Source organism: Comamonas sp. SCN 65-56 (genome assembly GCF_001724135.1).
Classification (GTDB): Bacteria; Pseudomonadota; Gammaproteobacteria; order Burkholderiales; family Burkholderiaceae_C; genus Comamonas_C.
This window is the reverse complement of sequence record NZ_MEDS01000025.1, coordinates 496,671-521,582: the sequence shown is the minus strand read 5'-3', so window position 1 is coordinate 521,582 and position 24,912 is coordinate 496,671. Positions and strand designations below refer to the sequence as shown.

Genomic DNA, 24,912 nt, shown 5'->3' with positions numbered 1-24,912 from the left:
GGGGGGATTGTCGCCTCGTCTGCATGGCCGCTTGTGGCGAGTGCCCGCCTCGGCACCGCCCCCCGGGGCAGGGCATGGCTCAGGCAAAAATTTCCTGCAGTGTCTTGAGCGTCATGGCCAGCGTGCCGGCCGGCAGCGCCCCGAGCTTCTTCACCAGGCGAATCTTGTCCACCGTGCGCAACTGATCCAGCACGATCAACCCGCGCCGGCCCGCGTGCGTCACCGGCACGCGAAAGGGCGCGGCAAAACCCTTGGAGGTCATGGGTGCCACCATCACCGTACGCAGATGCTCGTTCAACTCGGGTGGCGAAACGACGACGCAGGGGCGCGACTTCTTGATCTCGCTGCCCACCGTCGGGTCCAGGTTCACGCGCCAGATCTCGCCGCGCTTCACCAGGCCAGCTCCGCATCGTCGGCGTTGCCGAACTCGCCCATCAGCAGCGCATCGTCGCCCTTTTCGGCCAGCTTGCGCGCGGCCTCGGCCCAACCTTCGCGCGGCGCGGCTGCCGGGCGGCGCAGCACGATGGCGCCGTCTTCCACGCTGACCTGCGCGACCGCGGCGTCGTCCAAACCAACCTGCGCCAGCAGCGGCTTGGGCAGCACCACGCCCTTGCTGTTGCCGATGTTGCGGATCGCGATGTCCATGGAACGCTCCTTCAAAGTGACAACAATGTTATCACTTCGACGCTGGGGCAAATGGCGTGAAGACAGCGGCCCGTGCGCGGGCGGCCCATGACACTCAAGCCACGGCACGCGGCCAATCGATCTTGACCTTGCGGTGCTGGGCCACGCAGTCGCGCAGATACAGGTTGATCAGGCTTTGATAGGGCACGCCCGAATCCTCGGCCATGGCCTTGAAGTACTCAACCACGTCCGCAGACAAGCGCATCGAAACAGGTGTTTTCAGCTTCGACGCATAGGGGTTCTTGCGCGACTTCATCGTGGACAGGTCGTATTCGGCTTTCATGTCATGCACCTCGGTAAAGCTTGCTCTCACGCGCAGTGGCCTTGCGGGCGGAGATGATGCGCAGCACCTCGCGTTGTTCGCGCTCGCAATGGCAAACCAGCAGCAGCCTGGCTTGCGCGCTCAGGCCCAGCATCAAAAAGCGATCCTCGCTGGACGAGTTCTCTGCGTCAAAAAACTGCACGGCAAACTCGTCGTAGAAGATCGACTCAGCTGCTTCGAACGAGACGCCGTGCTTCTTGAGGTTGGCCGCCGCCTTGACGGGATCCCATTCAAATCGAATCATCCATACATTGTATGGATGGGTGGTGCCGAATCAAGTTCCCCGCCACGCCGCCTCATCACCCAGCGCCACCGTCTGCGCGCGGCCCAGGGCTTCCAGGGTGGCCAGCAGGGTGGGCAGGCTTTTCTTCCAGGGGCCGCGGCCCTTGAAACGCGCCTCGATGGCGGGCAGGGGCAGCGGGGCCTTGGCGGCGGCCAGCACGGCGGCCACGGCGCGCACCTGCTCGGGCAGGGTGGGCGGCCAGGCTTGCGGGGTGAATTGCTCTTGATTTGATAGTGATTTTTCAGTGCCTGAATCGACTTCTTGCGCGCCATCATTCAGCGCAAACAGCCCTTGTTTCGATAGTGATTTTTCAGGATGCTGGAAGGCCGGGCGCAGCCAGCGCACCTGGCCCTGGGCCTCTTCCTGCGCGCGCTGGGCGTTCAGCTGCACCAGGCGCGTGAGCACGGCCTCGCTGTCGGCGGTGGGCGCCAGGCCGTAGGCCGCCAGCACGGCGGCGTCCAGCTCGTCGTGCAGTTCGCGCAGCACGCCGACCAGGCCGGCGGTGTGGATGGCCTGCTCCTTGGGGCTCAGGGCGCGGCCTTCGCGCAGGGCGGTCAGCACGTTGTACAGGCCGGTCAGGGTCAGGGCGGTTTGCTCTCGCCCCCGCTGGGGGAGAAACGTCTCCGGCTCCCTCCCCCGCTGGGGGAGGGCTGGGGTGGGGGCCGCTGGCGCACCCTCGGCGTCGGCGGTGGCGCTGGCGCCGCTGGCCCCCATCCCTGCCTTCCCCCAAAGGGGGAAGGAGTCGTGGCCCAGCACGCGCTTGCGGTGCGCGTCGATCTGCTCGGCCAGATGGGCGATCTGTTCGCGCAGCGCGGGCGTGAGGCCGGTGTCGGTGTCGGGGAAGGGGAAGGTTTCGAAGCAGCGAGAAGTGTTGTAGACGGGGCGATCTTCCAGAGTCCCACCCGTCGCCAGCGCCCAGGCGACATGTAACTGACTGGAGAGAACGCCCAAGACGTAGGCACTGTCGTGTACGACCGAGCGGACTTTCTGATCGGGAAGCACGTCACCGTCGATGAACGAAAAGACGCGGTGCTTTGCCGTCTCGGCCGTTCCGATGTAGCGCCGCAGTCCTTCTGCCGCAATCCTGAACTTGGGAACCGACTCGCCCCAGAGCCACCAGTTGTTGCGGCGGCTGGCGCGTTTGTCTTGATCGCGCTGGGGTTTAACGCGCTCTTTCAACCACTGATACGCGGCTGGGAACTGTTGTCTGAGTTCTTCGGAGGACAACCCAAAGAAATCCAGTGCCAAGATTCCCCTGGGCCTGTCCATCAAGTCTTTGCCATTGAGGTACCTTCTGACGTGCTTGTCAAAGCCTGGTACCGATCCATAGCCCAGTTGGACCGCTTCGTCCGTCGTGACCCAAAACCCGGCGCCAAGTGGAATCATTCCCATGAACGAGATGCCGCGGTTTGAAATCAGCTTGCTTGCCGCGGCCACGTTGGCACCGATGCTCAGATCGGCGTGGATCAAGCCAACTTGTTCTGTGAAGCTCACGACTTGCTCACCGTGCTCGCCTGGCACCTCGTCAGTTACGGTGAGTAGATCGCCTTCGCCTGGCCCCTTGGCCAGCACTGTCATTGCGATGCGCACGGCGGCGTTGCCGGCGCCGTCAACCCAGGGGTGATCGGCAATCGCCATCTCCAGATGTATTCCAGCGTCCAACGCGGCCTGGACGACCCGGCGGTTGAAGATCATGGTCAGGCTGTTGGTGGTGATCAGGCCCATGCGCTGGGCGTGGCCCGCCGCCACCTGCGCGGCGGCGTGCTGCCACCAGTGCATGACGAAGTCACAGCTTTCGGGCACCTCGGGCCAGGCGGCGCGCAGCGCTTGCACGTAGCCTTCCCCCAAGGCGTCGCTCATTCTTTGCTTGCCGATGAAGGGCGGGTTGCCGACGATGAAGTCGGCGGGCGGCCACGAGCTCTTCCTCGCGCCGAGGTAGCGCCACTGCGGCACCTGCGCGGCTTCGTCGGGCACCGGCTGGCCGGTGGTGGGGTGGCTCTTGAAGGTGCGGCCGTCCCAGCGCGAGAGCAGTTGACCGTTGTCATCCAGCGCGGGCTCTTGCGCGTCCCAGGCCAGCACGGCGTCGCGGCATTCGATGTTGCCGTAGTTGTGCACCACGGGCTCGGCCACGCTGGCCAGGCCGCGCGTGCGCACGTGCCACTGCAGCCAGCCGATCCACAGCACCAGCTCGGCGAGAGCCGCGGCGCGCTCGTTCAGCTCGATGCCGCGCAGCTGCTGCAGGGTCACCGTCTCGCCCTCGAAGCCGAGCGCGTCTTGCGCGTGGCCCAGGTCCTGCAGCTGGTTGATGACTTCGCCTTCCAGGCGCTTCAGGTGCTCGAGCGTGACGTACAAGAAGTTGGCGCTGCCGCAGGCCGGGTCGAGCACGCGCACCGTGCACAGGCGGTGGTGAAAGGCGCGGATGTGGGCGCGGGCGTCGGCCAGCTTGTCGTCCTGCGCCTTGCCTTGCAGGGTGGCGGCCTCGCGCGCCAGCACCAGGGCGGCCGCGCGGGCGTCGGCCCAGTCGGCGCGCAGGGGCTCGATGACGGTGGGCAGCACCAGGCGCTCGACGTAGGCGCGCGGGGTGTAGTGCGCGCCCAGGGCGTGGCGCTCGGTGGGGTCGAGCGCGCGCTCGAGCAGGGTGCCGAAGATGGCGGGCTCGACCTCGCGCCAGTTGCAGCGCGCCGCCGCAATCAAGAGCTCGATCTGCTCGGGCGTCAGCAGCAGGCTGTAGCCGGCGTCCTGCGCGCCCTTGAACAGCTTGCCGTTGAAGTGCAGCACCTTGCCTGCCAGCGCGGCACTGAAGCCGCCGTGGTCCATGTCGGCCCACAGGATGCGCAGCATGTGCTGCAGGGTTTCGGGATCGGCGCGGTGGGTTTGCAGCAGCTGGGTGAAGGCGCCCTTAGGCAGCAGCTCCACGTCTTCGGCAAACATGGAAAAGAGGCAGCGGGTGAGGTAGTTTGCTACAACTTCAGAAGCTGTTTGCGCTTGATGGGTAGGCGCTGCAGCCTTATTTGGCTTGAAACCCACGCTGGACTCGAGCGACTGCGACAGGCGTGCCAGCAGCGCCGCCACCTCGCGCGTGACCTGGGCGCTGATGCGCGCGGGGTTGAGGCTGGCGGGGTCTTGCCAGATTTGCACCAGGCGCTGGCGCAGCTCGGGGCGGGCCAAGTCGGCCAGCGCGATGCGGTGGCTGCGCGGGTCGGGATACGGCGTGTAGGTGGCGCCGCTCTGGCTGAACTCGGCATACAGCTCGATCACGTTGCCCACGTCCACCACGATCAGGAAGGGCGGGCGGCCCTCCAGCGCGGGCAGGGCGCGCGCGTAGCCCTCGGCCTGGCTGCGGGCGCGCAGCAGGCCGTCGTCGAAACCGCGGGTAGTGGCAGCGGCCTTGAGCTTCTTGGCCTCCAGCACGAAGCAGCCGCGCCGGTAGCAGTCGATGCGCCCGGCGCTGGTGCTGCCGTCGCCATGGGCAAAGGTGACGGGGCGCTCGAACATGTAGTCCTGCGCCGGCGTGGGGTGGGGCTTGGCCACGCCCAGCAGCTCGCACAGCTCGATGACGAAGCTTTGCGCGGTGGCGAGTTCGCTAGCATGCACGCCGGACCAGCGGGTGATGAAGGCGTGGGCGGCGCTGTCGTTGTCAGGGGCTTCGGCGGCGGGGCTGAGGTCGGGCATGGCGGTCAATGATAGGGGCGGGCTGCTGGATTGCCCGCTGGATGACCCGTGGTGGGCCACGCACCGCCCACCGATGAAAAAGACGGCCCCCGACACCGGCGGCGCAGCCTGGCAGCCTTGGGCGGAACGCACCCGCGAGAACGACCCCACCCCGGAATCAGCGTGCAGTGTTCAGGCGCGCCTGTTCGGGACTGGCCATAAAACCATAGCGTTTGGATAAATCGGCCGCCAGCACCGGCTGTGGCGACCACAGGCCCTGCTCGACGGCGCTCGCCGCCAGCAGCATGTCGCGGCTGTGGACCAGGCCCAGGCCGAGGTCGGTCGCCAGGTACAGCAGGCCGGATTCGTCCAGCAAGACCTCGCGCACACTCGCCGCGAGCCCGGTGTGCGAGAGCACCGCGCCGTCCGCTTCGATGCGCCAAATCCACGGCGTCGCCTGCAACTCGACGAAGACGCGCTGCGGGCCGTTCTGAAAGAACCAGCGTCCACCCGCATCGCAGGCGTAGTTGCGGCCGATGAAGGCGATGAGGCCGGCATGTTCGATGCGGCTGCCGCGTGCGCCTGGCTGGCCGCTGGCAAAGCCGCCGCAAGCCTGGGCCTGCGCGTCACGCAGATACCAGTCACCCTGCGCGCTCAGGCCCAGCCAGCCGTGGCACTCGGGCACGTTCGGCCATTTGGCCATGGCTTGCAGGACGATGGCATCCACGGCGTGCGTGCCTCAATGCGCGGACGGCGGCGCGCGGCGCGGCCACGCGGGTCGCCGCCCGGTGAGCTGGGCCACGATGGCCGCCTTGAGGGGCGGGAAATTCTCCGACGCCGCCAGCACCGCGCGGCGCAACAGGCGCGCCGGGGAGCGCTCGTCGGTGTAGAGCTGCACGATGGCATTGGTGCCGGCGAAGATGGGCCAGGCGTGCAGGCGGTGCAGCCGCTCGTAGCGCGCGAGCTGGCGCAGCGCGCCGATGTCGTGGCCGCGGCGGCGGGCCAGGCTCAGGGTCTCGGCCAGCGCCTGGATGCCGGCCAGGCCCAGGTTGAAGCCGTGCGCGGTCACCGGATGCGTGCCGACGGCGGCATCGCCCGCCAGCGCACAGCGCGGCCCGACGAAGTGGTGCGCCCAGACGGCCACCAGTGGATAGCTCACGCGCTCGCTCACCAGCCGCATGGCGCCCAGGCGGTGGCCGAACTGCGCCGCGATGCGCGCCGCATAGTCTTCGGCGGGCAAGGCCAGCAGTCGCTGGGCCTGCGCGCCTTCCACGGTCACCACGGCGGAAATCCGGCGGCTGCCGTCGTGTGGGTCGGGCGGCAGCGGCAATATGGCGAGCGTGCTGTGGTGGTCAAAGCATTCGTGGGTGATTTCGCCGTGGTCCCGCTCCACGCGCATGCGGCAGACGATGACGCTGCGCCCGAAATCGTGCATGGATGCGCCTATGCCAAGCTGCCTGCGCACGCCGGAAAAGCGGCTGTCGGCCGCGACGACCAGCGGCGCATGCTGGCTCTGGCGGCTGCCCTCGTGCGTGAAGTGCACGCTGGCCTGCCTGGCGCTGGTGCCCACGCTCTCCACGCGCGCACCGGCGATGATCGTTACGCCGGGCGTGGTGCTGGCCACGGCCCAGGCGGCACGCCGCAGCGCGTGGTTGGGAACGATCCAGCCCAGGTTGTCCATGCCGGTGCCGCCGGCATGCAGCTGCATGGCGCGGTGGCTGCCCAGGGGGCCGTCGTGCACCTGGGCCTCGCGCAGCATGCCGATCTCGTGGGGCGCCAGGTGCTGCCAGGCGCCCAGCTGCTGCAGCACGCTGCGGCTGGGATGAGTCAGGGCGATCTCGCGGCCGTCGAACGGCGGGTCGGCCAGTACCTGCGTGTCCTGCAGCTCCAGCACCGTGGCGCTGAAACCCGACTGGGCCAGGGCGACGGACAACAGCAGGCCGACGGGGCCCGCGCCGACGATGAGGACATCACTGCGGTGCTGCATCAGGAAGTACTGCCTGGGAACTGGACGAGGCTCCGATTGTGACCCCGCGGCAAGCCGACACGGATGGCGCACCAGCGTCCCCGCATTTTGCAAATGGCCATGGGACCAAGAGCGTTGCAAGTAGGGGCATGCGTGGCCAGCGCGCCATCCGATCGGCCGGCTGCCTATAGTCGCTGCGTACTTGGTCTTGAAAAAGGGGATAGGCAATGCAACAGAAAAAATTCGTGGCGCTTGCAGCAGCGGCTGGCAGCTTGGCGCTCCTGGCGGGCTGCGCCAGTACACCGGCAGGCACGACCCGCTACGTGGCGCAGTTGCAGCCGATGAACGCGGCGGCGGCCGGCGGCTCCACCACCGGGCAGGCGAGCTTTGCCGAGCACGCCGGTGAGCTCGTCATCGACCTGCAGGTGAAAGGCGCACCAGCCGGCATGGAGCACTGGCAGCACTTTCACGGCTTCAAGGATGGCCAGCCGGCCACCTGCCCGACGGCGACCAGCGACGCCAACCACGACGGCATCGTCGATCTGATCGAGACCGGTCCCAGTTCGGGGACGACCATGGTGCCCTTCATCACGCACCCGGCGAGCATGAACATCCCGCACGGCACCTACCCCGTCGCCGATGCCAGCGGCGCCTACCATTACCACGTGACAGTGCCGGTCGCCGAGTTGCAGGCGGCGTTCGCCAAGCAGTTCCCGGGGCAGAAACTGGATCTGGACAAGCGCGTGGTGTTCATCCACGGCGTACCGGCAGCGACCAAGTTGCCCGCGAGCGTGCAGTCGCTCGGACCGATTCCGGCACAGGTCACGCTGCCGATTGCGTGCGGCGTGATCCGCAAGGCAGGTTGACGGGCGCGCGGAAAAGCACCCAGGGCTGATCCGGCTGCCCGGGGTGGTCCAGAACCTGCGCCGGGAGCCCGTACACCGCTTGCAGGTTGGGCTCGGTCAGCACCTCGCGCGGTGTACCCAGAGCCCGCGCCTGCGCTTGGCCCAGCAGCAGGATGCGGTCGGCGATGGGGCGCAGCTGTTTTCACGCAGGCACGGGCAGGCGCTGCCCGCTGGCGCCCAGCAGCGCGGCAAGCTCGCGCACGCTGGCTTCCAGCGTCTGGCGCAGCGGCCGCCACGCCAGCCAGCTCAGGTGGGCCTCCAGCGTCGCCGGACAGTCGTTCTGCGCCGCAGCCACCAGCGTCAGCATGCGCACCTCGTCGGTGGTGAGTGCGTGCCGGCCCGGCGGGTTGACCGTCAGACGTCGGCGCTGCGCCACGGCCAGCGCGCACAGAAAGGTGCAGAACGCGGTGAAAACGTCGCGCCCCTCGGCACCGCAGCTGCAGCGAAACTGCTGCGCGATCAAGGGGCAGTCGATGCCATGCACCATGGTCTGGCGCCAGGCGTTGACCAGCAGCTGCGCGCAGTCGTTGAATCGGGTTTCCTCGTCGTGCGTCGGCATGGTCTGCATGGGCTTGACTCTGATAGTGGGGCAATGCCTAACTATAAATGAGAATGATTCTCGTTTCAATATGAAAATCCATCGTGCCGTCCACCACCTGGTCGCCAGCGCATCACGTTCCATTGGCAAGCACGGGTCTGCTGCTGATAATGAAACCATGACTTCCAGCACCCATCGCTCCCCCGGCACCCCCCTCATCCGCCTCTACCAGGACTGGCTGCGCGAGCAGCGCGGCCTCAGTTTTGCCGACTACCGCGCGCTCTGGCAGTGGTCGGTCACGGACCTCGAAGCCTTCTGGCAAAGCATCTGGGATTACTGTGATTTGCGCTCGCCCACGCCACACCGCGCGGCGCTGGGCAAGAACGTGATGCCGGGCGCCGAGTGGTTCCCCGGCGCGCAGGTGAACTACGCCCAGCAGGTGCTGCGCCACGTGCAGCCCGCGCATGCGGCGGGGCTGCCCGCCGTCATCAGCGAAGACGAGCGCGGCCGCGTGCGCGAGCTCTCCTGGCCCGAGCTGCGCCGCCAGGTGGCGTCGCTCGCGCTGCATCTGCAAGAGATCGGCGTGCGCCCGGGCGACCGCGTGGCGGCCTACCTGCCCAACATCCCCGAGACCATCGTCGCCTTCCTTGCCTGCGCCAGCGTCGGCGCGGTCTGGAGCGTGTGCGCGCCCGACATGGGCACCAACGCGGTGCTCGATCGCTTTCGCCAGATCGAGCCGGTGGTGCTGATCGCCATCGACGGCATCACCTGGGCCGGGCGCGCGATCGACCGCGCCGAGGTGGTGGCCGAGCTGCGCCGCGCGCTCCCCAGCGTGCGCCACGTGATCGCGGTGCAGTATCTGAACGATACGCAAACCATAGCTGACAGCGCAGACTGGGCAAGCGCCACAGGCCGAAATAATGCTCAAGCCACGACGTTCGAGCCCGCCTGGCTGGCGTTCGACCATCCGCTGTGGATCGTCTATTCCAGCGGCACCACGGGCTTGCCCAAGCCCATCGTGCACTCGCATGGCGGCATCCTGGTTGAATCCATGGTCACCACCATGCACAGCGACATCGGCTGCAGCTACGCGCCCAACAACTTCGGCGAGCGCTTTTGCTGGTACTCCTCCACCGGCTGGGTGATGTGGAACATCCAGGTTGGCGGCCTGCTCAGCGGCACGACCTGCGTGATTTTCGATGGCAGCCCCGGCGGCTCCAGGGACGCGCCCGACTGGGGCACGCTCTGGCGCTTTGCCGCGCGCCACCGCGTCAGCTTCCTCGGCTCGGGCGCGGCGTTCTACGCCGGTTGCGCCAAGGCCGGGGTGGATCTCGCCGCCTGCGGCGACCTGTCGCGCATCCGGGCGCTGGGCAGCACCGGCTCGCCGCTTTCGCCCGAGGTGCAGCACTGGGGCACGGAGCAATTGCGGCGCATCGCCAAAACCCCGGCGCAGCAGGACATCTGGTGGTTCAATGTCTCGGGCGGCACCGACTTTGCCGGCGGCTTCATCGCCGGCACGCCCGAGTTGCCGCAACAACCCGGCGTGATGCAGTGCCGCATGCTGGGCGCGGCCGTCGAAGCCTGGAACGAGGCCGGCTCGCCGGTGCTCGGCCAGGTCGGCGAGCTGGTCTGCACCCAGCCCATCCCCTCCATGCCGCTGCACTTCTGGAACGACCCCGGCAACGCGCGCTACCTCGCCAGCTACTTCGAGATGTACCCGCCCGGCCACGGGCGCAAGCCCGGCGGCGGCGATCTGGACGCCAGCGCCGGCAGCGTCTGGCGCCACGGCGACTGGCTGCGCGTGGGCGACGAGCACGGCGCGGGCGAGTGGTGCGTGATCTACGGCCGCTCGGACGCCACCATCAACCGCCACGGCCTGCGCATGGGCACGAGCGAAATCTACAGCGCCGTCGAGGCGCTGCCCGAGGTGCTCGATTCCATGGTGGTCGATCTCGAATACCTGGGGCGCGAGAGCTACATGCCGCTGTTCGTCGTGCTGCGCCCCGGCGTGGTGCTGGATGAGGGGCTCAAGCAGCGCCTGAACGACGCGATTCGCAAGGCACTCAGCCCGCGCTTCGTGCCCAACGCGATCTTTCAGGTGCCCGAAATCCCGCGCACGCTCTCGGGCAAGAAGCAGGAGCTGCCGATCAAGAAGCTGCTGCTGGGGCAAAACATCGACAAGGTGGTCAACAAAGAGGCGATGGCCAATCCGGGGGCGCTGGCGTGGTACGTGGATTTCGCCGCCCACCGGACGCAATGAACGGCGCTGCGCTCCACCCCGGGGCGCAGCACCACCCACTCAAAGCCAGGTGCCCGAGCCCTGCGGCATCTGTATCTCCATCGCCGGATTGCCGCCGGTGACGACGGCGCTGATCAGCACGCTGAGCACCGAGACAAACAGGCTGGCAAACAGCGCAGTCCAGAAGCCGGAGAGCCGGAAGCCCTTGACCAGCGCCGACACCAGCAGAATCACCAGCGCATTGACGACCAGCAGGAACAGGCCGAAGGTGACGAGCGTGAGCGGCAGCGTCAGCACGATGAGCAGCGGCCGCACGATGGCATTGGCAAAACCCAGCAGCAGCGCCGCGACGATGAGTGCGCCGGTGCTGTCGAACTTCACGCCCTTGAAGATGTAGCTGGCCACCCAGAGCGCGAGCGCGGTGATGGCCCACTGGGTGAGAAACGGGCCGATATTGGAAAGCATGGACCCATGATAGCGGTTGCGGCAGTCTGGCTGGTGCCCGGCCTGGCCGCCCGCACGACGGCATGCGATGCACCGGCACCCGGTTTTATTGTTTCCATTTGCGAAACAATCAAATTCGTAAAACTGGCTTTTTTAAACTAGGGTAAACCCGCACAATACAAGCCATCGAAGGACATCAACCGATGCACCTCCGGTAAGGAAAGTGGCTCAGGCCACCTGTTTACCAACCAGGTTTTGTTTGTATTTGCTTTACCGCTCTGAAAGGAAAAAATCATGATCCGCAAGAATTTCGCTTTTGCCGCCGTTGCCGCCGCCCTGCTCGTTTCAGGCACCGCCTTTGCGGCCGACACGCAGCCCGCCGCCGGCGCGTTTCCGCTGTTCCAGCCGCAAGACATCGTGGTGAATCAGGCGCAGCGCGCGGATGTGCAGGCCCAAGCCATCGCCCAGGCACCCGAGGCAGGCAACATGCCGGTCGCCCAGGCAGTGGTCAAGAGCGATCTGACCCGTGCCGAAGTGCGCGAAGCCACGCGTGAAGCCTTTGCGCAGGGCTTCCGCCCGGCCGTCGGCAATCTGTCGTAATCGCGCAAGCGGGCCAGCCGTACTGGCCGCTGCCCATCGGGACACAAGGTTTTCGCCTTGTGTCCTTTTTGCTTTTGCTCCTCAAAAACGATAGCGCGCATCGAAAACGAAGCGCGGCTTTTGCCGCTCACTCTGGCGCCACAAATCGAGCGCGGCGAAACCCGCGATCCAGCGCTTGTCCTCGGACTCCCAGAACGCCACCGCGTCCAGGCTCCAGCCTGCAGCGCGCGGGGTGAGGTTCTCCTGGTCTTCAAAGCGCTGGCTGCGGTACACCGCGCGGGCGCTCACGTACCAGCGCGCGCTGCTCGCCCAGGTGCTGCCCAGCGCCAGCGTGTGGCGCGCAATGTAGGGAATCCTGAGCCCGGCCACGCGCTCTGCGCCCGCGCCGTGGCTGGCCTCGCTGTGCTGATGCAGGTATTTGGCATAGCCCGACCACTGGCGCGAGAACATGTGGTTGATGCCCGCGCCCAGTACCTTGAGCGTGCCGCGTTCATAGCTCGGCGTGTCTTCCAGCAAGTCCAGACCCGAGAGATTGACCATCTGCGTGTTGCGCAGCTCTTCGAGAAACGGCAGGCTGGGCGTGCGCAGATCCACGCCCAGGGTGCCGGGGTTGCTCAGGCGCAGGTGATCGGCGCGCAGTTGCACAAAGGTGCTCGGCCCCAGGCTTTGGCCCCATTCGACCGCCAGGCGCTTGTGCCGGCCACCGGCTTGCAGCAGCTGATCCTGCACCGCGATGCCAGCGGTCTGCACGCTGGCGAGCGTGGAGGTGGACAGCGGCCGCACCCAGTCTTGATAGGCCAGGCGCAAGGTCTGGCCCGTCGCCGGCTGCCACACCAGCCCCAGGCGCGGCGTGAGCACCGCCGCCGTGTCGTGGCGCCGCACGTCCTGGCGGGTTTCCTCGGCAAAGCGTTCCAGCAGCGTGTGGTTTTGCCCGTCGATGCGCTCGCGCAGCTGCTGCCAGGCCAGCGCACCGTCCAGACTCAGGCGCGGACTCAGGCGGTGGTTCATGTCCAGCGTCAGCACGGTCTGGCGCCGGCGGATGTCGTTGCCGCCGACAAACAGCAGGGTGTCGTCGACCACGCTGCCATCGTCCAGCGCGACCGAGACAAGGCCATAGCCGGCCGTCGCGCCAAACTGCTTTTCGCGCACCTGCACAAGCGTTGCGCTCAGGCGCGTGTCGGGCGACGCGTCAAAGATGTGGCGCAGCTGCAAGTCATTGAAGCTCTTGTCGGCCTGCACGCTGGTGCCGACGATGCCGAATGCCGAGGGCAGGTTGAACACCGTGGGGTAGGCGTAGCTGAGCACGCTGTCCAGACTGCGCCCGAGCGTGAGCCAGGTCTGCGCTGCCGGCCCCCAGCGCCAGGACAGGCCGAGGGCGCCCTGTGCCTGGCGCTTGGCCACGGTGGTGGCCAGGTGGTTCTGCCCGGTCATGTGGACGTCGAAGTAGTTGCCGTAGGCAAACAGCTTGAGCCGCTCGTTCGGCTGTGCGCCCAGACCCAGCGTCACCACCTTGCCATCGACGTCAAAGCCACCCGTCGGCACGCGCGTGGCAGGGAAGTTCACCACTGCCATGTCGATGGGGAAGCCGCTGCCGCGCACCGGCTGCGCCTTGACGAACCAGGAAAGCGGCATCTGGCGGTTGCTCATGCCGTTGAGCGTGGCCGACGGCGCGGCCAGGTGGTAGAACTCGCGCTCCTGGCGCCAGCCCAGCGCGCCGTGGCTGCCCGGTTGCTGCAGCAGCGTGCTGTAGCGCTGGCTCGCGCCAAAGGCCATGGGGTCGGTCAAAAAGCCCTGGAAGAGTGCGGAATTCTTGTTGAACTCGCCCGGGTAGCGATCGGCCAGAAACAGGTGGCTCGCGCCCCAATAGGGCGAAAAACTCTCGCGCGCCAGCTCCAGCGCCCAGTCTTCCATGCCGAAGAAGGCCAGCGCCGCACCCAGGTTGGCGCTGCCCTTCTGGTCGTTGGCCAGCTGGTTGAGCGACTTCAGATAGGGCATGCGGGTGAGCGCCGCGCGCGCCGCATCCACCGCCTCGCCCAGTTGGAACAGGTCGGTATGAATCTGCGCCAGCAGCATCCAGGGCACCGGGTCCTTGTCGTCGAGCTGCGCCGCCTGCTCCAGCGTGACGATGGCATCCTGCCTGCGGCCGAGCTGGTAGTAGGCCACCGCCGTCCAGGTCTTGGCGCGGGCATAGCGCGGCTCCATCACCCCGGCGCGCAGAAAGGCATCGAGCGCCGCTTCGGGCTCACCACGCTTCAGATGCAGCAGGCCCAGACCGGTCAGCGCCACATAGTCGGCCGGGTTGTCCTGCAGCGCGGCATCAAACGCCGCTTGTGCCTCGGGGAAGCGGTTGGCGTAGGTCTCCAGCGTGCCGCGCTCGCCCTGCGCGCCGGGCAGGTGCGCATCGAGCGCAAGTGCCTGCTGCAGATGCTGGCGCGCGGGCGTGCTGTCCTCGCGCTCGGCCTGCGCGCTGCCCAGGCCGAGCCAGCCACGCGCATCCTGCGGGGCCTGCCGCGTGGCCTCGGCGTAGGCGGCGAGCGTGGCGGGGGCATCGCCTTCGCGCCTGGCCAGCGCCGCGCGCACCAGGGTCAGATCGACGCTGTTCTGTGCGGCAGCCGTGCTCAGCGTGGCGCGGGCAGCAGGCAGATCGTCGGCCAGCAACTGCACGCGGGCACGCTGGGCGAGCAGCGCCGGGTGCTGCGGCGCACGTTGCAGGGCGGTGGCCAGCGTTTGGAGCGCGGCGGCATGCTCGCCGTCCATCCATTGCAAATCCGCGAGCATCAGCGCGGCGGCGGGCGGCGCATCGCCGGCTTGCAGCAGCGTTTGCAAGCGCGTGCGCGCCGCCGCCAACTGCCCATCCTGCAGCGCGATGGCGGCATGCAAGCTACCACGCCAGGCGGGTGAAACACCGCTGCCCGCCTGCGTCAGCGCAGCGCTGGCGGCAGCCCCATCGCGCCGGGACAGGGCATCGAGCACCGGCAACAGACCATCGGGCGGAGGGGCGGCGCGCAGGTGCGCCAGCGGCTCGGCCTGCAGCGCGTTGACCCACTGCACGCGCTCGCGCGGGTTGGTGAGGTGCAGCTTGACCGGTGCCTTGCCCACCTCGGCGACGGCCGCCTCGTTGGCCGCGATGCTGACTGCGCCCTGCGCATTGGCCAGCTCCACGGTGCCCGAGAGCACCGTGAGCAGCGTGCGCCCGTCGGCCGCCACACTGATATCCCAATCGGTGCCGCGAATCGCCGCCGTGGCAGAGGGCGTGTGCATGAGCAGCGTGCTGGCACCGGGGCGGCGCGTCTGCGTCCAGGCGCGCCCGGCCTCCAGGCGCAGCTCGGTGCTGCCCTGGCCTGCGGCGGCCAGCGCCTTGACCTGCAGCACGCTGTCCTGGTTCAGGCGCAACTGGGTTTGATCGGCCAGCAACAGCGCCATGCGCGCCTGCGCGCGCGTGCGCACATAGTCGCCGGGTGCCAGTGTTTGCTGCGTGCGCGCCGCTTGCCAATCGGGTGCGTCGGTGCCGCGTTGATCGCCCTGACCCTGCAGGCTGACGATTTGCGCCGCCGCACCCGGAGGAAGTTCACTCAGCGCCGCGAGCGGCAGGATCGCCAGCGCGGCGCTCAGGGCCGCGGCGTGCAGTCGGTGGTGCATGGTCTTCCCTCTCGGTACATCGTGATGAATCGATCGGGCCGGCACCGCAGCGCAGGCAGCCCCTCAGTGCGCAACCCCGTTATGGTGGCGCATGGCGCGCGCGGCGACAAGAGGGTTTGGCAGCGACATCGGCGCTGCGGGCTGCAGACCCGCCGTGGGTGGGAATCGCTTCAGTGATGGTGCCCGTGGCCGCCGTGCACATGGCGGTGGGCAATTTCCTCGGCGGTGGCAGGACGCACCTCGGTCACCTTGCAGGCAAAGCGCAGCGCCTTGCCGGCGAGCGGGTGGTTGCCATCCAGGTGCACCTCGGGGCCCTTGATCTTCACCACGTTGTAGACGCGGGGCTGGCCATCGTCACCCAGACGCTGCAGCCGCCCGCCCACTTTGACGCCGGGCGGAAATTCGCTTTTGGGAATGCTGAGCACCAGGCTCTCGTCGCGCGGCCCGAAGGCCTCCTCGATTGCCAGCTCGATCGCGGTGGCGTGGCCGACGGCCTGGCCTTCCAGCGCCAGCTCCACCTTGGGAAAAATGTTGTCATAGCCGCCATGCAGGTAGGCTGTGAGTCCGGAATCCAGCGGCTTGCCGGTGGCGGCATCCGCCAGGGTGTAGCGCAAGGTGACAGCGGTGTCTTTGGCGATGGTCATACGGATTGCAATGAGAAGAGGTCGGGGCGCATTGTCTCAGCAAGACCGCTGAATCATTCGCGCGGCAAGCCGGATGCGGCATGGCGCATGGCGGCCGCCAGCGCCTCGTTGCCGCGCGCCTGCACGGCCTGCGCCGCGCCCGCCTGATCGGCTGCGCTGCGGTTCTGGCTCAATTTGCGCTTGCCCTCCAGACGGGTGATCTGCACCTCGATGCCGACGATGGCGTGCAGCATCTGAGCCAGGTAATCGGCCGGCGCATCACCCATCTTCCAGGGGGTGGGCTCCCCGGCCTCGTGCACCTGGGTCAGCCGTGCGACGGCGGTGCGCACGAATTTTTCGTCGTCATGCACCACCAGCGTGCCATGCACATGCACCACCTCGTAATTCCAGGTTGGCACAGCGCGGTGCGTCTCGTGCTTGCTCGGGTACCCGTTGGGCGAGACATAGCCCTCGGCGCCGCGGAACACCACCAGCACCGGCTGTGACGCACCGACCTGCTGCCACAACGGGTTGGCTCGCGCCACATGGCCGATCAACCGACCTTGCCCACCAGCGCTGGCGTCAAGCCAGAACGGCAGGTGATTGGCGTCCAGCCCTTGCGGGCCCTGGGTGCACAACATGCCCAGCGGGTGGGCGCGTAGCAGGCGGTGCAGTTCGTCGGTGCGGGTTTCGGCAAAAGCGGCGGGGATGTACATGACGGCGGTGCAGCGGCAATGAAACAAGGAAACGCGAGCCCCGCATTCTGCCCATCCTGCGGGTTTGGCTACGGACGCTCCGCCCAACCCTGCAAAACCGCAGTGATAGCTGCAGCAGAGAGGAACTCCTGCTCCAGCCGCCCCTTGTCCAGCGAGCGCAGGTGTGCGTCCAGCGCCTCTTCAGCACCAGGCAGTGCGCCGGGCCCGGGCGCGGGCACCAGGCTGGGCTCGGTCACGGCGGCGTGGGCGTGGGCGTCAAAGGTGGCTCGATCCATCAGCAGTGGCTGCATTTGCGGCAAATAGCCGCGTGCGCGCGCCGCAGTTGGCCAATGCAGGCTGAAGCAGGCCGTCAGCCGCGCGGTGCGCCGTGGCGGCGCAGCCAGTCGGCGAGCGCGTCCTCTTTGAGGGTGCCGGCGGCGACGCCGAGCATGGTGCGCGTGGTCTCGGCCTGGCCGGCAGTCAAACGCCAGCCGTTCAGGTGCAGGAACAGACCGATGCTGAGCAACGCGGCGCGTTTGTTGCCGTCAATGAAGGGGTGGTTGCGCGCCACGCCGACACCGTAGCTGGCGGCCAGCGTGGCCAAGTCGGGCTCGCCGTAGGCCAGCAGGTTTTGCGGGCTCGCCAAGGCAGAGTCGAGCAAACATTCGTCTCGGATGCCGGCGCTGCCGCCGTGCTCGGCCAGGCTTTCAGCGTGCAAAAGCAGCAGCGCCTGCTTGGTGATCCAGCGCCAGCTCATTTGGCGAGCTGGTGGAAAGTGTCGCGGTATTCGCGCATGAACTCGCGCCCGGCGTTCAGTTCCTCTTCCAGCGCCGGGTCGTAGGGCGTGAGGATGAAGCCCTCGGCGCATTCGGTCAGGAACACCGATTCGCCTTTTTGCACCTTCAGCGTCGACAGCGCCTCCTTGGGCAGGATCACACCAATTGAATTGCCGATCTGGGTAAGTTTGAGGACGTGCATGAAGAACCCCGCGTTATTACGAACGTAATAATACTCAGGATGGCACTGCCAGACCAGCGCGCGCTGGCTCGGATTCAGCGTGGAAACTGCTGGCGCAGCTTGAGCTTGTAGAACTTGCCGGTGGAGGTGCGCGGCACGGCATCGGTGAATTCATAGCGCTCGGGCAATTGCCATTTGGCAAAACCCTTGGTGAGCAGCAAGGCGTTGAGCGCATCGGGCGTGGCCTCTTCGCCGCGCTTGGGCACCACGCAGGCCAGCGGACGCTCGCCCCATTGCTCGTCCGGGATGGCGATGACGGCGGCCTCGGCCACGGCCGGGTGCGCCATCAGGGCGTTCTCCAGATCGACCGAGCTGATCCACTCGCCGCCGGACTTGATCAGGTCCTTGGTGCGGTCGCTGATCCTGACGAAGCCCAGCGCGTCCACACTGGCCACGTCGCCGGTGCGCAGCCAGCCGTCGTCGCTGAACTTGTCGGGGGGTGATCCTGCCTCGTGGTAGCCGCCGGTGATGAAGGGCCCGCGCACCTGGATCTCGCCCACGCTGTGGCCGTCCCAGGGCTGGTCCTGGCCGCTGTCGCCCCGCGCGCGCAAGTCCACCAGCGGCACCGGCACGCCGGCCATGGCCGCGCGTCGGTATTTTTCGTCGGCTCCGGCGCCACGCAGCTCGGCGCGCGGGTAGCTGATGGTGGCCACCGGGCTGGTTTCGGTCATGCCCCAGCCTTGCAGGATCCAGATGCCGTGCGCGTCGAAGGCGCGGATCAGGCTCTCGGGCACGGCCGCGCCGCCGACCAGAGAGCGCATGCCGCTGGGCAGCTTCCAGCGACCGCGGTTCGGCGAGTCGGGTTTCAGCGAGGCATCGTAGGCCTGGATCAGCGTCATCCAGATGGTCGGCACGCCCAGCGCCAGCGTCGGCGACTCGGTGGTCATCAGGTCGAGCAAATCATCGGGGTGCATGTGCGGGCCCGGAAACACCAGCTTGACGCCCATCATCACCGCGCCGTAGGGCATGCCCCAGCTGTTGGCGTGGAACATGGGCGTGACGGGCAACACCACGTCGGTGCCGCGCAGACCCCAGAAGTCCCCCAGACTGGCCACCAGCGTGTGCAGGACGGTGGAGCGGTGCGAGTATGCCACGCCCTTGGGGCGACCGGTGGTGCCGGAGGTGTAGCACATCGACACCGGGTCGTTTTCGTCGTGCGGCGCATAGACGAAGCCGTCCGGATCGGCCCCCGCCAGGAGCGCTTCGTAATCGGTGAACCCGGCCGGCACCGGCGCGCCGGAAAAAGGAAAGACGATGACTTTCTCGAACTGGTGCAGGTGCTTGAAGCGCTCATACAGCGGCAGCAGCACGTCGTCGATCACGAGGAACCGGTCCTCGGCATCGCCCGCGATCCAGCCGATGTCTTCCGGCGACAGGCGCAGGTTCAGCGTGTGCATGACCCCGCCGACCGCGGGAACGCCGAAGTAGCACTCCAGGTGGGCGTGGTGGTTCCAGCACAGCGTGGCCACGCGATCGCCCTTCTTCAGGCCCAGGCCCTGCAGCGCGCAGGCCAGCGCCCGCGTGCGGCGGTAGATTTCGCCGTAGTTGTGGCGTCTGAGCGATTTGTCCGGCAGGCGCGAGACGACTTCATTGCCGGCAAACAGGGTGCCTGCGCGCTCCAGCAGGTGATTGAGCGACAGGGGCACGTTCATCATGGTGCTTTGCATGGAGTCTCCTTGGAGTGTCCTGCATCGCTGCCCGCGGTTCGTGACAGCGCAGCCTCGGGTGGTCTGCGGCGTTGCTGTTTCAGGAGCCTGTCGGACTCGCTGCGGCCGATTTGCAGCCGGCGAGTTCCAAATCCGAAAGGCTCCGAGACGCTCAGACGTGCTCGCGCCGCTGCACCACCACAAAGCGATCGGCCACAAACGCCAGCGTGGTGTAGCTCGTCGTTGCGGCCGGGTTGCCGCCGGTGGCGTGGTAGTCCGAAAAGCCGGCGGACTGGTTGACGTACACACCTTGCGTCAGATTGATCGAGAGCGCGACGCGCGCGCGCAGGCTGAGCTGCACGGTGCGATCGACGACTGCACGGTCGGTGGAATAGACGCCGAGCGTCAGCGCGCCCTGCTCGCGCACGATGGATTCGGCGGCCTGCAACGACGCATCGCGCGAGTCGGTGGCGACGACGAAGGCGACCGGGCCGAAGCATTCGCTGCCCCAGGTGGCGCGATCGGCCTGCGTGAGCGCGATGAGGGCCGGGGTGTGGATGCGCGCCTGCGGGTACTCGGGGTTGTCCAGCGGGCGTGAGGCGAGCAGCAACTGGCCCTTGGTGCTGGCCTGGCGGATGCGCTCCACCGTCTCGGGCGCGCAGACGGCGCCGAGCACCGCGGTGGCGACCTTGGGGTTGCTCAGCAACTTGTCCACCGCGGCGGCCAGATCCTGCCCCACCTGCGCGAAGCTCTTGTGGCCTTCGTCGGTCGCGATGCCGTCCCTGGGCACATAAATCGTTTGCGTGGTGGTGCACATCTGGCCGCTGTAGAGCGTGAGCGTGAACGCCAGGTTGTTCAGCATCGCGGCGTATTGGTCGGTGGAATCGACGATGACGCTGTTCACGCCCGCCATCTCGGCGTACAGGCGCGCCTGCGGCGCGTGGTCGCGCAGCCAGTGGCCGAAGGTGGTGCTGCCGGTGAAGTCGATGCTGGCGACGGCCGGGCTTTGCGCTAGTGCCTGGGCGTGCTTGGGGTCGTTGCTGAGCGCAAGCGTCACCAGGTTTTGATCCAGGCCCTGCTCGGCGAGTACCTCGCGCAGGATGCGCACGGTGAGTGCGGCGGGCAGCACCGCGTTGGGGTGGGGCTTGACGATGACCGGGTTGCCGGTGGCGAGCGCGGCAAACAGCCCGGGGTAGGTGTTCCAGGTCGGGAAGGTGGCGCAGCCGATCACCAGCGCGACGCCGCGGCCGACGATCTCGAAATGTTTTTGCATCACCAGCGGCGGGTTCTTGCCCTGCGGCTTTTCCCAGCGGGCCTGTTCGGGCACATCGGCCATGGCTTTCCAGGCGTAGGCGATGGCTTCGAGCGCGCGGTCCTGCGCATGCGGGCCGCCGGCCTGGAATGCCATCATCGGGCCCTGGCCGGTGGTGAGCATCACCGCATGGGCGATTTCATGCGAGCGCTTGTGAATGCGCGTCAAGGCTTCGAGCAGCACGCCGACGCGAGCCTTCGCGCCCAGCGCCTGCCAGCCGGGCTCGGCCGCCTGGGCGGCGGCGATGAGCGCATCGGGCGCGCATTCGGGGTAGTGCACATCCAGCGCCACGCCATAGGGCGATTGCTCGGTGGCGATGCGGCCGACCTCGCCCGGTTGCTCCAGCGCGAAATCCTTGCCCAGCAGCGCGTTGGCGGCGGCAATGCCGTCGGCCTGCGCGGTCTCGCCGTAGACCTTGGGCGAGGGCATTTCGGGGAAGGGCGTCCAGAACGCGCGCGTGGCCAGGGCATTGAGCGCGCCATCGAGCAGCGCGCGGTGGGTGTCAAACAGCGACATGGGAACCGTCTCCTAGGGTTTTTACGGGGATGAGGGGGCTTGCGCCAAGGCAGCCTGCGAGTTTATGATTTACCGACCGATCGGTCAATTATGTTTTCCTGATCGGTTTTCTTTTTTTTTTCGGTCCTCCGCACCCGTATCGCCCATGTCCGACCCCCTGGTTCTTGTCTCCAATGAGGCCGCCGTGCGCACCATTGCGCTCAACCGGCCAGCGCAGCTCAACAGCTTTACCGGCGAGCTGCATGTGCAGCTGCTGGCCGCGCTCAACGCCGCGGCGGACGACGCCAGCGTGCGCTGCGTGGTGCTCACGGGCGCCGGGCGTGCATTTTGTGCCGGGCAGGATCTGGCGGATCCTGCGGTTGCGCCCGACCCGGCACCGGGCGCCGCACCCAAGGATTTGAGCGTGGTGATCACGCAGCACTACGCACCGCTGTGCCTGCGCCTGCGCAGCATGCCGGTGCCGGTGGTGGCCATGGTCAATGGCGTGGCGGCGGGCGCGGGCGCCAGCATTGCGCTGGCCTGTGATCTGGTGGTGGCGGCGCGCTCGGCCAGCTTCATTCAGGCGTTTGCCAAGATCGGGCTGGTGCCCGACAGCGGCGGCACCTGGCTGCTGCCGCGCCTCGTCGGCCGGGCGCAGGCGCTGGGCCTGGCGCTGCTGGGCGACAAGCTGCCGGCGGAAGAGGCGGCGCGCATGGGCCTCATCTGGCGCTGCGTGGACGATGCCGAGCTGGCCGCCCGGGTGCAGGCGCTGGCCGCGCGCCTGGCGGGCATGCCGACCCGGGCGCTGGTGGCGATCCGCGGCGCGCTCGATGCCGGCGCGCACAGCGGCTTTGCCGACACCTTGGCGCACGAGGCCGAGCTGCAGCGCACGCTCGGCTTTGCACACGATTACCAGGAGGGTGTGCAGGCGTTTGCCGAGAAGCGCGCCCCGCAATTCACCGACCGCTGAGCACTCGCCGATGACAAACACCCTGGAGCCGCAGCAGCTTGCCGAGCAGGTGCGCGCGCTGATGCTTGAAAACGACCGCGCCACGCGCGCCCTGGGCATGCAGGTGACGGCGATCGCGCCAGGCCGCGCGACGGTGACGATGACGGTGCGCGCCGACATGCTCAACGGCCATGCCACCTGCCACGGTGGCCTGATCACCACGCTGGCCGATTCGGCGTTTGCCTTTGCCTGCAACTCGGGCAATGAGCTGACGGTGGCTTCAGGCCTGTCGATCGACTTTGTCGCCCCGGGGCGCGAGGGCGACCTGCTCACCGCCGAGGCGCATGAGGTGCAGGCCGCCGGGCGCACCGGCGTGTACGACGTGAACGTGCACAACCAGCGCGGCGAGCTGGTGGCGGTGTTCCGCGGCCGCTCTTACCGCATGAAGGGCCGGCCGGCGGTGAATCTGCCTGCCGACCGCTGAACCCTGCGCTGTACCGAACCCCATTCAAGGAGACACGAGATGACCGTTTATCGCCCCGAACCCGGCGACCTCGAACCGATTGAAACCGCCAGCCGCGACGAGATCGCCGCGCTGCAGCTCACGCGCCTGCGCTGGTCGCTGCAGCACGCTTATGACAACGTGCCGCATTACCGCGCGGCGTTCAAGGCCAAGGGCGTGCATCCGGGCGACTTGAAGCAGCTCAGCGATCTGGCGAAGTTCCCCTTCACCACCAAGAAGGATTTGCGCGACAACTACCCCTTCGGCATGTTCGCCGTGCCGCGCGAGAAGATCACGCGCATCCATGCCTCCTCGGGCACCACGGGCAAGCCGACGGTGGTGGGTTACACCGCCAAGGACATCAGCACCTGGGCCGACCTGGTGGCGCGCTCCATCCGTGCCTCGGGCGGGCGACCGGGCGACATCGTGCATGTGGCCTATGGCTATGGCCTGTTCACCGGCGGCCTGGGCGCGCACTACGGCGCCGAGCGCGCGGGCTGCACCGTCATCCCGATGTCCGGCGGACAGACCGAAAAACAGGTGCAGCTGATCAACGATTTCCGCCCCGACATCATCATGGTCACGCCCTCGTACATGCAGGTGATCATCGAGGAATTCACGCGCCAGGGGCTGGACGCGAGGAAGAGTTCGCTCAAGGTCGGCATCTTCGGCGCCGAGCCCTGGACCGAGGGCATGCGCCAGGAAGTCGAGAAGACCTCCAGCCTGAAGGCGGTGGATATCTACGGCTTGTCGGAAGTGATGGGCCCGGGCGTGGCCAACGAATGCATAGAGACGCAGGACGGCCCGGTGATCTGGGAGGACCATTTCTACCCCGAGATCATCGATCCCGATACCGGCGAGGTGCTGCCCGACGGCGAGGAGGGCGAGCTCGTGTTCACCACGATGACCAAGGAAGGCCTGCCCATCGTGCGCTACCGCACGCGCGACCTCACGCGATTGCTGCCGCCGACGGCACGCAGCTTTCGCCGCATGGGCAAGATCGTCGGCCGCTCGGACGACATGCTCATCATCCGCGGCGTCAACATGTTCCCCACGCAGATCGAAGAGATCGTGCTGCAGCACGAGAAGCTCTCCGGTCAGTACCAGATCACCGTCTCGCGCGACGGCAACCTTGACGAGGTGCAGGTGTCGTGTGAACTGCATACCGAGACCAGCAATGCCCCGGCCCAGGAGGTCAAGGACATCGCGGCCTGGGTGCAGCACCGCATCAAGACCCTGGTCGGGGTGTCCACGCGCGTGACGGTGCTGCCCTCGGGCTCCATAGAGCGCACGCTTGTCGGCAAGGCCCGGCGTGTGATCGACAAGCGCCCACATTGACTTGCCATCACACCCTCTTCTGAAGGAAGCATCACCATGCACAAGGAAAAACTCGCCCACACGATGGGGTTCCCGCCGGCCATCGAGCAGCCCAACGTCTACCCGCTCTCCTGGCAGCAGCACACCAAGAAGCTCGAGGACATCTGGGATGCCTCGCGCCGCGAGGTCTGGGACGTGAAGAAGCTCCCCTGGGACACCTTCAAGGTCGAGAAATACACCTGGGAGCAGCGCGAAGCCATCGCCTACTGGTGGACGTTGCTGTCGGTGTTCGACGCGTCGGCGCCGCCAGTGTTTGCCACCGCCATGATCAAGACCTACGAGGCGCATGAAGAGGATGCGGTGCGCCGCTGCTTCTTCAGCGTGACGCAGGATGAGCAGGGTCACGAGCAGATGTGCGGCATGGCCATCACCAAGCTGCTCGAGCACCCCGATCCGCTCACCTACCAGCCCAAGACCGAACTCGGCAAGCGCCTGCAAAAGAACGCCAAGTGGCTCTACCACAACGGCGCGCGCTATTGGACTGGTTACAAGCAGGCGGTGCCCAAGTACAGCCTGGCGGTGCTGTTCAGCAGCTTCCTGATGGGCGAGATCGCCGCCGCCACCATCTTTCACCAGATGGCCGCAGGCTGCACCGAGCCGGTGTTCAAGGAGGCGTTTCGCAACATCGGCAAGGACGAGGGCCGGCACATGGGCATCTGCCTGGCGCTGATGGAGCGCGACTACCCCAAGCTCGATCTCTCGGACAAGCCGCTGATCACCAAGCAGATCCGCGCCGGTTACCTGTTCCTCTCGGCCGTGCTGTTCGAGCCGCCGATGGACTTCTGGGACCTGCCGGCCGACTTCATCGAGAACCAGCGCGCGGGCGAGGCGGTGGCGCGGACCGCGGGCTTTGCCATTCCCGAGTACGAGGCCAAGAAGGCCAACTGGCGCGCCGCCATCATGAATCTCAAGGGTGCGCTGGACAAGTACGACATTCCCTTCCCCGCGATCCCCGAGGTGGGCATCACCGGGCAGGAAGTCACCGACGTGGACATGCAGGACATCATCCCGGTGTTCTGACGACG

General features: G+C 67.3%; 24 protein-coding genes. 7 read left to right on the top strand and 17 right to left on the bottom strand.

What is annotated here, in order from left to right:
- Positions 1-79: 79 nt before the first annotated feature.
- From ABS45_RS15395 to ubiM, 7 genes are all read right to left on the bottom strand, one after another.
- Positions 80-397 (bottom strand): type II toxin-antitoxin system PemK/MazF family toxin, encoded by a 318-nt coding sequence (locus ABS45_RS15395; protein ID WP_291557294.1) that lies wholly within the window; start codon positions 395-397, stop codon positions 80-82.
- On the bottom strand, positions 391-645 hold the full coding sequence (locus ABS45_RS15390) for an AbrB/MazE/SpoVT family DNA-binding domain-containing protein (protein WP_291556990.1): 255 nt from the start codon (positions 643-645) through the stop codon (positions 391-393). The genes ABS45_RS15395 and ABS45_RS15390 overlap by 7 nt, the downstream gene beginning before the upstream one ends.
- Before the next feature lie 94 nt (positions 646-739).
- On the bottom strand, positions 740-967 hold the full coding sequence (locus ABS45_RS15385; protein ID WP_291556988.1) for a BrnA antitoxin family protein: 228 nt from the start codon (positions 965-967) through the stop codon (positions 740-742).
- A 1-nt stretch (position 968) separates the two neighbouring features.
- Positions 969-1,250 carry a BrnT family toxin gene (locus ABS45_RS15380; protein ID WP_291556985.1) on the bottom strand — a complete coding sequence of 94 codons (282 nt, stop codon included), beginning with the start codon at positions 1,248-1,250 and terminating at the stop codon, positions 969-971.
- A 30-nt stretch (positions 1,251-1,280) separates the two neighbouring features.
- Entirely contained in the window at positions 1,281-4,961 is a 3,681-nt protein-coding gene (locus ABS45_RS15375; protein ID WP_291556982.1) for a DNA methyltransferase, read from the bottom strand.
- Positions 4,962-5,118: 157 nt separating this feature from the next.
- Entirely contained in the window at positions 5,119-5,667 is a 549-nt protein-coding gene (locus ABS45_RS15370; RefSeq protein ID WP_291556977.1) for a DUF2946 family protein, read from the bottom strand.
- Between the two features lie 12 nt (positions 5,668-5,679).
- Positions 5,680-6,927 carry a 5-demethoxyubiquinol-8 5-hydroxylase UbiM gene (gene ubiM / locus ABS45_RS15365; protein WP_291556975.1) on the bottom strand — a complete coding sequence of 416 codons (1,248 nt, stop codon included), beginning with the start codon at positions 6,925-6,927 and terminating at the stop codon, positions 5,680-5,682.
- 206 nt (positions 6,928-7,133) lie between these two features.
- Here ubiM and ABS45_RS15360 point away from each other — a divergent pair, with 206 nt between their 5' ends.
- Positions 7,134-7,772 (top strand): hypothetical protein, encoded by a 639-nt coding sequence (locus tag ABS45_RS15360; RefSeq protein ID WP_291556972.1) that lies wholly within the window; start codon positions 7,134-7,136, stop codon positions 7,770-7,772.
- 181 nt (positions 7,773-7,953) lie between these two features.
- Here the strand turns inward: ABS45_RS15360 and ABS45_RS15355 are convergent, their stop codons facing one another.
- On the bottom strand, positions 7,954-8,379 hold the full coding sequence (locus tag ABS45_RS15355; RefSeq protein ID WP_291556970.1) for a hypothetical protein: 426 nt from the start codon (positions 8,377-8,379) through the stop codon (positions 7,954-7,956).
- A gap of 148 nt (positions 8,380-8,527) precedes the next feature.
- Here ABS45_RS15355 and ABS45_RS15350 point away from each other — a divergent pair, with 148 nt between their 5' ends.
- Positions 8,528-10,609: an acetoacetate--CoA ligase gene (locus ABS45_RS15350; RefSeq protein ID WP_291556968.1), complete on the top strand. Its 2,082-nt coding sequence runs from the start codon at positions 8,528-8,530 to the stop codon at positions 10,607-10,609.
- A 39-nt stretch (positions 10,610-10,648) separates the two neighbouring features.
- On the opposite strand, the gene ABS45_RS15345 is transcribed toward ABS45_RS15350, so the two are convergent.
- Positions 10,649-11,053: a phage holin family protein gene (locus ABS45_RS15345; protein ID WP_291556965.1), complete on the bottom strand. Its 405-nt coding sequence runs from the start codon at positions 11,051-11,053 to the stop codon at positions 10,649-10,651.
- Positions 11,054-11,326: 273 nt separating this feature from the next.
- Here ABS45_RS15345 and ABS45_RS15340 point away from each other — a divergent pair, with 273 nt between their 5' ends.
- Positions 11,327-11,632 (top strand): hypothetical protein, encoded by a 306-nt coding sequence (locus ABS45_RS15340; protein WP_291556962.1) that lies wholly within the window; start codon positions 11,327-11,329, stop codon positions 11,630-11,632.
- A gap of 81 nt (positions 11,633-11,713) precedes the next feature.
- Here ABS45_RS15340 and ABS45_RS15335 read toward each other — a convergent pair whose 3' ends face one another.
- The 8 genes from ABS45_RS15335 to paaN all read right to left on the bottom strand — a co-directional run bounded on the left by ABS45_RS15335 (position 11,714) and on the right by paaN (position 21,080).
- A complete protein-coding gene (locus ABS45_RS15335) occupies positions 11,714-15,271 on the bottom strand; it encodes a TonB-dependent receptor (RefSeq protein ID WP_291556959.1) in 3,558 nt (1,185 codons plus the stop codon).
- 170 nt (positions 15,272-15,441) lie between these two features.
- A complete protein-coding gene (locus ABS45_RS15330; RefSeq protein WP_291556956.1) occupies positions 15,442-15,915 on the bottom strand; it encodes a peptidylprolyl isomerase in 474 nt (157 codons plus the stop codon).
- Positions 15,916-15,968: 53 nt separating this feature from the next.
- Complete coding sequence (locus ABS45_RS15325; RefSeq protein ID WP_291556953.1) at positions 15,969-16,610, bottom strand: FMN-binding negative transcriptional regulator; 642 nt, start codon at positions 16,608-16,610, stop codon at positions 15,969-15,971.
- A 68-nt stretch (positions 16,611-16,678) separates the two neighbouring features.
- The gene (locus ABS45_RS15320) at positions 16,679-16,945 is read right to left on the bottom strand and encodes a Wadjet anti-phage system protein JetD domain-containing protein (RefSeq protein ID WP_291557292.1); all 267 of its coding nucleotides are present in this window, start codon (positions 16,943-16,945) and stop codon (positions 16,679-16,681) included.
- A 14-nt stretch (positions 16,946-16,959) separates the two neighbouring features.
- Positions 16,960-17,346 carry a type II toxin-antitoxin system death-on-curing family toxin gene (locus tag ABS45_RS15315; protein ID WP_291556950.1) on the bottom strand — a complete coding sequence of 129 codons (387 nt, stop codon included), beginning with the start codon at positions 17,344-17,346 and terminating at the stop codon, positions 16,960-16,962.
- Positions 17,343-17,567, bottom strand: coding sequence for an AbrB/MazE/SpoVT family DNA-binding domain-containing protein (locus ABS45_RS15310; protein WP_291556947.1), 225 nt, complete (start codon positions 17,565-17,567; stop codon positions 17,343-17,345). Before ABS45_RS15310 ends, ABS45_RS15315 begins: the two co-directional genes overlap by 4 nt.
- A gap of 74 nt (positions 17,568-17,641) precedes the next feature.
- A complete protein-coding gene (locus ABS45_RS15305) occupies positions 17,642-19,273 on the bottom strand; it encodes a long-chain fatty acid--CoA ligase (protein WP_291556943.1) in 1,632 nt (543 codons plus the stop codon).
- Between the two features lie 151 nt (positions 19,274-19,424).
- Positions 19,425-21,080 (bottom strand): phenylacetic acid degradation protein PaaN, encoded by a 1,656-nt coding sequence (gene paaN / locus ABS45_RS15300; RefSeq protein ID WP_291556940.1) that lies wholly within the window; start codon positions 21,078-21,080, stop codon positions 19,425-19,427.
- 145 nt (positions 21,081-21,225) lie between these two features.
- Here paaN and ABS45_RS15295 point away from each other — a divergent pair, with 145 nt between their 5' ends.
- From ABS45_RS15295 to ABS45_RS15280, 4 genes are read left to right on the top strand one after another with little or no spacing between them, the layout of a single operon-like run.
- The gene (locus tag ABS45_RS15295) at positions 21,226-22,029 is read left to right on the top strand and encodes an enoyl-CoA hydratase-related protein (RefSeq protein ID WP_291556937.1); all 804 of its coding nucleotides are present in this window, start codon (positions 21,226-21,228) and stop codon (positions 22,027-22,029) included.
- Positions 22,030-22,039: 10 nt separating this feature from the next.
- Entirely contained in the window at positions 22,040-22,492 is a 453-nt protein-coding gene (paaI, locus tag ABS45_RS15290; RefSeq protein ID WP_291556934.1) for a hydroxyphenylacetyl-CoA thioesterase PaaI, read from the top strand.
- A 39-nt stretch (positions 22,493-22,531) separates the two neighbouring features.
- Positions 22,532-23,848, top strand: a complete 1,317-nt coding sequence (gene paaK / locus ABS45_RS15285) for a phenylacetate--CoA ligase PaaK (RefSeq protein ID WP_291556931.1) — start codon at positions 22,532-22,534, stop codon at positions 23,846-23,848.
- Positions 23,849-23,884: 36 nt separating this feature from the next.
- Entirely contained in the window at positions 23,885-24,907 is a 1,023-nt protein-coding gene (locus ABS45_RS15280) for a hypothetical protein (RefSeq protein ID WP_291556928.1), read from the top strand.
- Positions 24,908-24,912: the final 5 nt, after the last annotated feature.